4 protein-coding genes are annotated in these 12,552 nt (G+C 42.5%); all 4 read right to left on the bottom strand.

Annotated features, from left to right (window positions below):
* The 4 genes from KJK34_RS01200 to KJK34_RS01215 all read right to left on the bottom strand — a co-directional run bounded on the left by KJK34_RS01200 (position 1) and on the right by KJK34_RS01215 (position 12,545).
* On the bottom strand, positions 1–2,376 hold the full coding sequence (locus KJK34_RS01200) for a TonB-dependent receptor (protein ID WP_223052020.1): 2,376 nt from the start codon (positions 2,374–2,376) through the stop codon (positions 1–3).
* A 229-nt stretch (positions 2,377–2,605) separates the two neighbouring features.
* Positions 2,606–4,828, bottom strand: coding sequence for an NADP-dependent isocitrate dehydrogenase (locus tag KJK34_RS01205; RefSeq protein WP_223052021.1), 2,223 nt, complete (start codon positions 4,826–4,828; stop codon positions 2,606–2,608).
* Between the two features lie 307 nt (positions 4,829–5,135).
* Positions 5,136–11,294 carry a RemA C-terminal-like gliding motility protein gene (locus KJK34_RS01210; protein WP_223052022.1) on the bottom strand — a complete coding sequence of 2,053 codons (6,159 nt, stop codon included), beginning with the start codon at positions 11,292–11,294 and terminating at the stop codon, positions 5,136–5,138.
* Positions 11,295–11,516: 222 nt separating this feature from the next.
* Positions 11,517–12,545, bottom strand: coding sequence for an endonuclease (locus KJK34_RS01215; protein WP_223052023.1), 1,029 nt, complete (start codon positions 12,543–12,545; stop codon positions 11,517–11,519).
* Positions 12,546–12,552 lie beyond the last annotated feature (7 nt).

Consider the following 12,552-nt stretch of genomic DNA (forward strand, 5'->3'; position numbering starts at 1 on the left):
TTAAAACCTGAAGTTATAGGTTACACTCGGAATTATACCGAATATACTTAGCCTTACCGCCTCGTTGGCACCCGAGTCTTCATTTTGCCTGAAGGTGATAGAGGCTGCGTTTCTCCTGTTGTACAGGTTATAGATGCTGAACACCCATTCGCCCTGCCATCCTTTTTTCTTTTCTGGTTCAGGAGTATAGGTAGCCGATACATCAAGGTGGTGGTAAGCCGGAAGGCGTTCTTCGTTACGTTGCCCAAAACTTGGTACAACAATGTCGCCATATACATACTGCCCGTTAGGGTAGGTTACCGGCTGTCCCGACTGTAATGCAAATATTGCCCCGAAAGACCATTTATTGTCAAGCTCATAAGAACTTGTAATGGATAGGTTGTGCAGCTTGTCATAACCGGTTTTATACCATTCGCCGTTATTAATACCTGTTTCTGTAGATGTGCGGCCCGGTGTCTGCTGCTCAGAGCGCGAAAGGGTATAAGATATCCAGCCTGTAAGCTTGCCTTCATTTTTACGGATAAGCATCTCAAGTCCGTAGGCGCGGGCGCGACCGTTAAGTATTACCTGCTCTATGGCGTTGTTGGCAATAAGGTCGGCGCCGTCTATATAGTCAATCCTGTTCTGTATCTTTTTATAAAATGATTCAACCTCAAGCGTGTAAGCATCGTTACTGAAGTTCCTGAAGTAGCCCACCGCAACCTGGTCTAGCAACTGCGGTTTTATGTATTTGCCGCTGGGCGCCCAAACATCAAGCGGGGTAGGCGATGCTGTGTTCGATATAAGGTGCAAATACTGCGCCATGCGGTTATAGCTTGCCTTTACCGACTGGTTATCATCTATTTTAAATGATATGGCTGCACGTGGCTCAAGGTTGTTAAAATCAGCAATGGTTTCGCCACTGCCATAACGCTGTGTGCCTATCGGGTCGGCCTTTTCGTAAATTTTCAGGTTCTCATCATAAGTAACCGGCTGGTTATTGGCATACAGGTTAAGGGTTTGAGAACCCAGCCTGTAAAACATACTGTACCTTAAGCCATAGTTTACCGAAACCGTTTCAGAAAGTTCGTGTTCTGCATCGATATACAATGCAGGCTCAAAAGCATATTTTTTGTCGAGCTTTTCAGGATTAACAGATGAGCTTTCATCTGATGGTGTTACCTCTCCCGGATTAAAATCATAATACAGCGCATTTAAGCCGTAGCTAAGTTTGAATTTATCAGATATATAGTGCTTTAAATCGTACTTCAGGTTGAAGTTCTTAATGCCTGAATCCCAGTTTAACCCTATAAAATCAAGTTCCAGGCCGTAGTAGTAATCGCTGTAAATCATAGACAGGTTAGCAAACAGCTTTTCGTTGAACAGGTGGTTCCACCTCAGGTTAACAAAAGAGTTACCGTATATGTTATTAAAGTTGTCGCTGATATTAAACAGGTCACGACCAAAATAGCCTGACAGGTAGAGGCTGTTGTTGTCATTAAGCTTATAGCTTAGTTTGGTGTTAAGGTCATAAAAATAAGCTGAGTTCTCATTATCTGCCAGCTTAAGGAACAGGTGCGCATAAGAAGCGCGCCCACCCACAAGAAATGAACTTTTGCCTTTTACAATAGGGCCTTCGGCAAGAAGCCTGCTTGATATAACGCCTATACCGCCGTTCATGTGGAATTCGTTGCTGTTACCTTCTTTTTGGTAAATATCCAATACAGATGATACCCTGCCGCCATAACGTGCCGGTATGCCGCCTTTATAAAGCTTCAGGTCTTTAATAGCATCTGAATTAAAAACGGAGAAAAACCCGAAAAGGTGGGAAGAGTTGAATATTGTGGCTTCGTCAAGCAATATAAGGTTCTGGTCGGCAGCGCCACCGCGCACGTTAAACCCCGAAGAGCCTTCGCCTGCATTGGTAACGCCCGGCAGTTGCAGGATGGACTTAAGTACATCTACTTCGCCAAGCACTACAGGCATTTTTTTTATTTCCTGTATAGAAAGTTTGTTAACGCTCATCTCGGGTTTTTTGATGTTGGCCCTGTTAACGTTTTCTGTAATAACCACTTCATTAAGTTCTTCGCCCGGATTGAGGGAAAAGTTTCTACGAATATCCTGGTTAAGCTCTATTGTTTCCTGTAGTGTACCGAAGCTGACAAAGCTTACCTGAACGGTATAAGTACCGGCAGGAAGTGAGATAGAGTAAAAACCATACTCGTTCGTGGCTACTGCAATATTCGCTTCAGGAATGTAAATAGATGCACCTATCAGGGTCTCGTTGCTTGAGGCATCGGATATGGTGCCGCTGATGGTAAACTTTTGCTGTGCATTTGCAAAAGCAAACAGCAACAAAGCTATTACCGTAAGGTAATTCCGCAAGGGTAAAATCATGATTGGAATGTGTTTGTTTTGATTTGATTGATGTTTGAACAAATTATATATAAAAGCACAAAAGCTTTTACGGCTCTTGTGAACGTATTTTAGACGACTCTTATTGTATCATGTTACAGTATTTAATGTTTTTTTAACAAACCAATACCTACTTTATATTTCATCCTTAGCATGATTAAATTATAAAATGTGTGCAATAAAAAAGCTGCCTCGCGGGGCAGCTTTTCTGTTAATTTAGTTTTGCAAGTATTTCGTTAAGCGTTGTGCTTGGCCTCATCGCGGCAAAAGTTTTTTCTTCTTCCGGGTGGTAATAGCCACCTATGTCCTGAGGTTTGCCTTGGGCATCAATAAGTTCCTGGTTTATTTTAGCCTCGTTAGCCGTGAGCGCCTCTGCTATTGGTGTAAAAGTGTTTTTCAGTTCAGTATCCTTATCCTGCGCTGCCAGTGCCTGCGCCCAGTACAGTGCAAGGTAAAAATGCGAACCCCTGTTATCTATACCACCCAGCCTGCGTGCAGGCGATTTATCATTTTCAAGGAACTTTTCATTTGCCTGGTCAAGTGTTTCAGAAAGCACAAGTGCTTTTTCGTTTCCGAATGTCTGCCCCAGATGCTCTAATGAAACGCCAAGTGCAAGGAATTCGCCTAAAGAATCCCAACGCAGGTAACCTTCTTCGATAAACTGCTCTATGTGCTTTGGCGCAGAGCCTCCCGCACCTGTTTCAAACAGGCCGCCACCGTTCATCAACGGAACAATAGAAAGCATTTTTGCTGAAGTACCAAGTTCGAGTATCGGGAAAAGGTCAGTAAGGTAATCCCTTAGCACGTTACCGGTAACTGATATGGTATCCTGTCCGTTTTTAATTCTTTCCAGAGTGAAGTTTGTAGCCTCAACAGGGTTCATAATCCTTATGTCAACACCTGTAAGGTCATACTCTTTAAGGTATTCATTAACTTTCGCGATTATTTCCCTGTCATGCGCCCTGTGCTCATCAAGCCAGAATACTGCCGGGGTATCGCTTAGCTTAGCCCTGTTAACGGCAAGCTTAACCCAGTCGCGGATTGGTGCATCTTTCGTCTGGCACATCCTGAAAATATCTCCGGCGCCAACTTTCTGCTCCATTACAGTTTCTCCGGCCTGGTTTATCACCCTAACCGTTCCTTCGCTCTTAAGCTGGAAGGTTTTGTCGTGAGAGCCGTACTCTTCCGCTTTTTGAGCCATAAGCCCAACGTTTGGCACGCTGCCCATTGTGGCAGGATCAAAAGCGCCGTTTTCTTTACAAAAATCTATAGTGGCAGTATAAACACCGGCATAACACCTGTCCGGTATTACTGCAAGTGTATCCTGCTGTTTGCCCTGTGCATTCCACATCTGGCCGGATGTGCGTATCATGGCAGGCATAGAGGCATCCACAATAACATCAGACGGAACGTGCAGGTTAGTAATACCCTTATCAGAGTTTACCATAGCTATGGCAGGGCCATTTTGCATGGCGGCATCCAACGCAGCTTTAACTTCGGCTTCCTGTGGTGTACCTGCAATTTTTGCATATACATCGCCAAGCCCGTTGCGGGTATCTACACCCAACTCGCGGAAAAGCCCGTCATACTTTTCAAAAACATCTTTAAAGAATACTTCTACTATGGCTCCGAAGATAATAGGGTCTGACACCTTCATCATCGTAGCTTTAAGATGCACTGAAAATAATATGCCCTGTTGTTTTGCTACTTCAACCTGTGCGGCAACAAACTCTTTAAGAGCGCTTATGCTCATTGCAGAAGTATCTATAACCTCTCCCGCTTTTAATGGAGTGCTTTGTTTTAAAACTGTTACACTACCGTTATTATCAACGAATTCTATCTTTACATCATCAGCATTTTGCATGGTAGCCGATTTCTCGCTGCCGTAAAAGTCGCCATGCTCCATACTCGCAACGTGGGTTTTAGAGCCTGAAGACCACGCACCCATGCTGTGCGGGTGTGCCTTTGCATAATTCTTAACGGCTTTAGGCGCCCTGCGGTCAGAGTTTCCTTCGCGCAGTACAGGGTTTACAGCCGAACCAAGCACTTTTGCATAACGTGCCTTTATCTCTTTTTCTTCATCTGTTTTCGGCTCTTCAGGATAGTTAGGCACTGCATAGCCCTGAGACTGTAATTCTTTAATGGCCTCTTTAAGCTGCGGCACAGATGCCGAGATGTTGGGCAGCTTTATAATATTGGCTTCCGGTGTTTTGGCAAGCTCACCAAGTTCTGCAAGCGCATCACCAATTTTCTGCTCATCTGTTAGATGGTCGGGAAAGTTTGCAAGTATCCTGCCTGCAAGCGATATATCGCGTGTTTCTACAGCAATACCGGCAGGTGCGGTAAAAGCTTTAATGATTGGAAGTAATGAATGGGTAGCCAGCATTGGGGCCTCATCAGTTATCGTGTAGATAATTTTTGATGCATCAAACATTTGTTAAAGGTTTTTATTGCGCTTGTATAATGCGCATAATTAACAGAAATAGTTGTTGTTTGTTCGGGTTGCTTAAAATATGGGTGTAGGGGCAGTATTATTAAGATAAAAGCCTTTAAACCTGCATTTAAAGCAAGGTTCGCAAATATAGGAAAATATAACAAGAATGAGTGATGACAATTTGGCAAAAAAACGTTGTAGTAATTTTACATTTCGCAATTTTCAGGATGTTGAAATGGCCCCCAGCGGTATATAAAAATAACCCCGGGACTCAGCCCGGGGTTATTTAGTTGGATGTATGGATGATTTAGAAAACAGTTTTCTTAGTAACTGTACCTTTATCGGTAGCAATACTTATTATAAGCATTTGGTCTTTGGCTTCTATTTCATTTAATGAAACTTCAGAAGCACTGTTGCCATTTTTGTTTAGCAGCACCCTGCCGTGAATATCATATACGGTTACTTTTTCTATAACAGTATTTACAGATGAAACGGTAAGTACATTTTTGTTATCATAAACTATAACATCTGTAGCTGCCTGCTCATGCTTGTCAGTATCAAGTGCGGCGAACTGGTAGCTAACGCTAAACCTTTCGTTAAACTGACCTGCTTCTGTAGTAAAGGTATAATCACTTTCGGTAATATCTGTTACTATGCCGGTTGTGTTATCGGTAAGATAGATCTGCTGGCCTTCGGCAAATAATCCGTCTGTATTATTAAGTGCAAAGGTATAAGTACCTGCTGCGGCAGTATTATAGCCTAACGGCACTACATCTGTTGCAGTAAATACTTCACGCGCCTGTATGTTAAGCAGGTTTTCTCCGGTTATAGAATAAACATTTAGAGGGCCATCGCCAATAAGGGCTTTACCATCCCAGCCATAGTCAATTCCGTTTGTGGTTACGTTGCTGTATGCTATAGCCATTTGGCTGAACAACCCGTTATCATCAGTCAGGTTTAACCAGAAGCGTGAAATATCGACAGGATTGTTTTCCTGATTTGTCCTGAAGAACTGGCCGTTGTTTACATTTCTCCTCATGCTGTTGTTAAATACTACCGAGCCGCCGGTTGCCTGAACAAAGAAGCCCTGGCCAACGTTGATTACCCATTCTGAAGGGTCTCCTGTAAAGGTATCAGAACCTGTATCGCCGCCCGGTGCCTGATTTGCTGTATAGGCTGCCATGGTTATGGTTGCATACGTACTTGTGGTAGCACTGGTATCGTTACGCTTGCGGAAGAAATACAGTGCAGATGACTCCTGTAGTGTAGTCTCGTTAGCAGCATAAAAATCATAAATGTTGATTGGCGAAGGGTAGGGGTTACCTACAAGGTTATAACCATTTGCGGTAACCGACATTTCTACTGCATAATCACCATTGTTAAGTGTACCTTCAAATGTGCCTGTCCACTGTACACCCGGTGTACCATCTACATAAGCAGGGTGGTTGTTTGGCATACGTATCAGGTAAGAAAGCCCGGGCTCGAAATCATTTGTCATTGGGTCTATACCTGTATAAATGTCAAGTGTTTCGCTGTAATCGTAAAAACGTGTAGGAACCGTCATTGGAGAAAAATCGTGCAGGTTTTGCCCTTCTACCGGTGCCGACCATAGAGTGTAATCAAGCCTGTATAGCGGTGAACTGGCTTTAAGCGCCCTCACTTCACCAATATTGGCAACATCATTTACCTGTATTACGTTGGCATTATCTTCTATGATAAAGTTTTCTGCAGCGGCGTTGTTTATAATCTGGTTTACAACTGTTATAGAAGTACCCGTAGCCACTGTAAATGTACCGCTGTTAACGGTTATGCTCTCAGGAGCAAATTCTCCGTCGGTAGCTGTATTATAATCTGTTGCAATCACTACACCTACTGTATTGTCAATTTCTATCGGCGTTACACCGTCAGATTTAAATTCAGGTATCCACTTTGCAGTACCATCTACTATTGTCCATGTAATGTCTCCGGTAGTTGTAACAGGTATTACGTTAGAATTTGCTGTAACACAGCCATCGGTGTACGCACGAACCCTGTAGTAATATGTTGTAAACTGATCAAGGCCTGTTACATCAAATGAAGTAACATTATCCACGTCAAGGTTTTGATAACCGGCTACAAAATCGGGTACAAAACCGCCGTCAAAATCATGCATACCCAGGTTACCAACATAATCCTGATCGTACAGATCCCATTCAGTAGTAAGAGTGGTAAAGGCATCAGCACCTGTACCTGTAGGGTTTTGTGTAACACCTCCAAAAACGTTGCTCCTTCTTACCAGTGTCCTTTCAGATGTACTATAGCCGTTAGCCCCTGTCCAAGCAGAACCGGGATCGTTTCCAATGCGGCCTATAATATCAACGTAAGAATTAGTAGAGATTTTGAAGAGCGCAACGGCATCATCCCCATTATAGTTTGCTATGCTTGATGCAATAGCACTGCCTCCATATATAGCTGCCTGTGCATTTTTATATATAATAGTTGCACCATCTTCTAATGTACCTGAAAGCGTTACGTCACCAAAAGTATCATTTGGCGTACTACTACCATTAGAGAACAGCAGTAATTTGTAATCAGACAGGTTTACAATACTACCTGTACCATTATAAATTTCCAGGTATTTATTATTGCTGCTGCCTTCTATATACTCTGATATAAAAAGGTCGTCAGCATATTCATATCCTCCAAAATCAGGATTAGTACTTACTTCAATAATATATCCGTCGGCATTTTCAACCGGCTCCCATGTTGCAGTAAAGCCAGACTTGGTTATTGCCTCCCCCGCTGTGGCAACAGGGGCGCTTATAGCTGTTGTGGTAAACTGCTGCTGTGCACTGTAAACAGTTATGTTATCTGCATTGGTAGTATAAGCTTTGTAATAGTAAACTGTACATGGTGCCAAGCCTGTTACAGATACACTGAAGTTACCTCCGGCATCTATACCATCTCCAATAATTTGTGTACCTGAACCATTACTAAAGTTATTTACCGGGCTGTACTCAATGCCGTAAGTTGCGATAGCACTACATGCACCCTCGGTAATTTGCGCAGCAAGTGTTGCTGAAACCATTGTAATATCTGTAGCGGCTCCGGCTGTTGCTACCGCAGGTGTATTAATACCATTGGCTGTAGTGTTAAGTTCTAAGAATGCAGCTTGGTACGGAGCTTCTCCGGTAATTGTAAGCACATCGGCATAAGCCTGAGCCAAAGCCGGGGTAAATTTTACGTAAACGGTAGTTTCTTCTCCGTTATAATTGGTAATCTGTAATGTTGGGGTATAAGATCCACCTTCTGTAAGCGAGAAGCTGTACCCTTCAAAAGCAGGAATGTTTAGCACTGCATTGCTCATATTCGAGCCACTGAATGTAAAGTAGCCTTCACCTTCGCCATTTAAGCAAATGTCGCCAAAATCAAGCATGGCATCAACAAGGGTAAGGTAAGCCAGTGTTTCTGTCTGTACAGTATTTGAATTTTCTGATGTACACGCGGCAACCGCCCTGACCCTGTAATAATATTGGGTGGCAGGAGTAAGCCCCGTTACCTCCTGAGATGTACCTGCTACTGCAAGGTTGCTGTAACCTTCCACTAACTGCGAGTGTGAAATCTTAAAATTATCAAGCTGGTACCTTTGGTTATTGGCAGTAGGCGAAGTAGTTTGTATGCGTATTTTTGAGTTGGCGGTACCATTTGTTATGGTTACTGAATAAGTAACAAAATTATCCGTCAGTGTTATGTTGCTGCCCACCTGAGTGAAAGATACACCGTTAGCGGCATGTAATACCTGTAATACAGGAGCATTACCATTATAAACTTTCGCATCAAAGGTAAACGTGGCTACACCTCCGTTACCTGATATATCAATTGTAGGAGTGGTTATATCTCCGGCACCGCTGCCGTTACTTAGCCTTATCTGTCCGTTCTCCCTGTATATTCTTGAACCTGACCATCCTGATACAGTTGTATAATTATTAAGCGTGTTGTTAGCTGCAATGTCGCTGTCTGTTTCACCTCCTGTAGGTGCGCTGAAACCTGAGAAGTTTTCTTGAAGCACTGTAGTTTCAAACTGCGGAGATGTACCCACATCTAGCCTGTACCCTGTAGCACCTGTTATAGCATTCCAGTTGGCAGTAAAGCCAGTTTCGGTAACACCGGTAGCTGCTGTTGCCAGCGGAGCGCTTATTACTTCAGTACTAAATGTCTGCTCGCTGCCATTGTGAGTGCCTGCGTTATCTGTCGCAAAAGCCCTGTAGTAGTATGTTGTACAGGCATTTAATCCGGTAATTTCTACAGAATAATCAGAACCGGTAAAGTTACTGCCTGCTACCTGCGTTCCGGTGCCTGCTGTAAAGCCCTGTGTAGTGCTGTATTCTATACCGTAAGCTGTAATTTCAGAGCAGGCTTCTGTTGCCTGTCCTGCAACGGTTGCTGTAAACTGAGTAACATCTGTTGCAATGCCTGTAGTAACTGTTGCAGGGGTATTGATTCCTGTTGCAGAAGTGATATCAAATGTAAGCAGTTCTGTTACTGTACCGCCGTTATTATAGCTTATCAGAATATCTGTTGCACTGTAATCTGTAGCTGACGTTGGTGTAAAATGCACCTCGATGGTAACCTCTGCACCACTAAAACTGTTAAGTGTGTAGGTACCGTTTGTAAAGCTGCCGCCGTTAAGGCCAAAGCTAAAACCATTTAATGGTAAATATCCGCCTGCGCCATCAGGCGTTGCAGAGCTTACTGTAAGTGTTACAGGGCTGTCAAAATTTTCTCCGCTAAATATTATAAAGCCAGATGCGTTTGTGTCATTAAGACAAACTTCGCCAAAAGTAAGGCTGCTGTTTACAGGTACAAGGTAAGGATCTGTAGCTTCACTTGTAGAAGCAGTTGTTACAGGACCAAAACCTGTTTGCACACCCGAACCGTTTTGTGCATTCACCGCAAAATCATAGCTTGTAGATGGTGTAAGCCCGTTAACTGTAACATTAGCCCAGTTAGTAACATTAGCCCAAACAGGTGTTGCTGATATGGTGCCATCTGTATTTAAAAATCCTGATATCACACCTCCGTTTATACTTACAGCATATAATGTAGCGCCGTTACCATTAACTGTTACCTGCAATGAAGATGTTGTTGCACCGTTAACCGTTGGAGCTAAAGGTGTTGCTGCAAGCGTCCAGAAGCTGGCGTTGCTACCGGTTGCCGAACCTCCGACAGCCCTGAAGTTGTAAAGTGTGTTAACTGACAGGCCGGTTACTACAGCACTGATGTTTTGAGTGCCTGTAACTGAAGATGGCGTTGCAGATATAGTAGAGCCATAACCTGTTGTTAAACCGTATTGGAAAGATGCTGCGGTTGCATTACCGTTAGTTACACTGCCATTTAAGGTTGCCCCGGTTGTAGTTATGGCTGTTGCTGCATTTGTAGTAACTGTAGTTACAAGTCCTGTACCTGAAACGGCTACGTTTTGAGTGGCGCTTCCTGAACTTAAAGTAACGTTACCGGATTTTGCTCCTCCGCTTTGAGGACTAAAGCGCACATAAACAGGAACGTTTGTTATAGTGCCTGAGCCAAAGTTGATAGACACTGATGCAGCGTAACCTGAAGACTGGCTTAAACTAACCTGAAAGTTAGTGTTAGGCGCACTTACTGTAACATTAGAGGTAAGGCCGCTACCCGAAACAGTAAAAGAACTGCCTGTGCTGTTAGCACCAACCACTACAGAACCAAAATTTGATGTAAAACCTGTAGTATTTACCGAAAGTGATTGACCACCCAGTTCAACATTATCTATATAAACCCTCCTTGATGTAGAAGTGTTAGCAAAAGATTGATAAATACCAAAATAAGAAGATGTTGTGTAAGAGTTATCTGTTAGGGTACCGCCGGCAATGGCAGGTGTTGAAGCATAAGTGAATCCTGCAGAGGTATATAGTTGCCATACGCCGCTTGAACTCCTTGTTATCCTTATATTAAGGCCATTTTGTAAAGCTCCGGTGGCATATGTTGCTGTAGAAAAATCTCCCACTTTTGTACCTGTTCCAGTGCCGGTTTTTTTCCAAAGCTCAATTTTATCACCAGAACCATTTGTACCAAGCTTTAAGAAGTATCCGGTCCAGCTGCTGGTTATATTACCTGTTACAGCAGTATTAGACATTAATATAACCCCAAAATGGTTAGTACTTGACGGATCAAAATCCGGTGATGCAAGAGAAAACTTCCATTCGCTTACTTCAGTACTTGGTGTAGTTAATGCGATATTACCCTGATTTGAATTTGAAGCAAGATAATTACCATCGGTTGCTGCATTACCACTTGGTACAGGTGAATTTGTTATAACTGAAAAGCCGGAGTCTCCAGACCAAACCGGATTTGCTGTAAAGTTTCCATCAGTGAAGTCATCAGTCTGCCCCCACGAGAAACAAGACAGAAAAACGAATAATACAGTGAAAATTTTTTGATGTAATCTTTTCATCATAAAGGTTTAAATTAATATTTGGATAATTTGAGGAAGGTTGGTAATCAACCGGATACAAATATTAACTTCCTGTATTAACTAAAGCTGTTATTTATGTGAAAAGACCGTTATTATACTGTTAAGTGGTTTAATGTTAATAAATTAGAAATATTTTGGAAGAATTTTGTTAAACAATATAAGATTACATTATAAATAATAGATTCTGTAAAAAATACAGCATCAGTTTAGAATAATTTTATATGATTTTACATTTTTGCCATTACCTATATTTAATATATAAATACCTTTTGTGTTACCTGCAATGTTAATTGAATTTATTGCAGTACCCGATTTTACTTTTTGCCCTACCATATTATATACTTCATATTCGTAATTACTGCTGGTGGTATTATCAATATATATAGTTCCGGTTGTAACAGTAGGATATACAATTAGTTTTTCTTTATCAAATGTATCAGCGTGTAAAGCCCAAGGATTTTCCGCCTCCGGGCCACCCCATATCTGCGTGGCAAGGTGCGGGTTGTCAATAAACGGATTGCGGTTCCCCTGCATTTCCTCCAGTACACTGTTACGGTTCAGTTCATAAGCACTTACAGGGTCTTCGGCATTCCACTCTAAAAAAATATCGGGCATATCCATATTATAGGTAGCATCATCAAAACCAACCACAACTGCAAGGCAGCGCGACTGGTAGCGCACATACATATACATCATCATGCGTGCAATATCACCCTTCCATTCGTCGCCGGGGTAAAAATAACTTCCGTTAACCACTGCCGCATTACCGGAACCTTCGGTAAAACGTTTATTGCTCCTCATGTTGTTCATATAATAATCTATAGCCCTGAGGTGGTGTGCGTCAGACCCCGGCCCGTCAAACTCAAGGTTCGGGTTGCCGAGTGAACGCGGATAAACATGTTCCCTTACCCACAGGCCTTCGCAGCTTGTGGTGTGGCAGCTAAAGTCTTTATCGCGTGTCCTGTCGTTATCAGGGTCATCATCCGTATCATTATACCCGTAAATAAGGAATACATTTTCCGGATTTTCCGGGTCAAGATCGGCTAATTTAAGTGCTGTCCATACTTCGGGAGTATAAACCAGCTCATTGGTATGTGTATCTGTTATTAAATCGGCCAGTTCATTTTTCAGTGCATTACCACTAAGTTCAAAGTTTATTGTATTGTAATATTCCGGTATCTGTGCAAGTGCACAAAAAGGCAGTAATAATAAAACGTAAATCCTTTTCATTAGTTAT

Origin of the sequence: Flavobacterium coralii, assembly GCF_019891545.1 — a bacterium.
GTDB lineage: Bacteria > Bacteroidota > Bacteroidia > Flavobacteriales > Flavobacteriaceae > Flavobacterium > Flavobacterium coralii.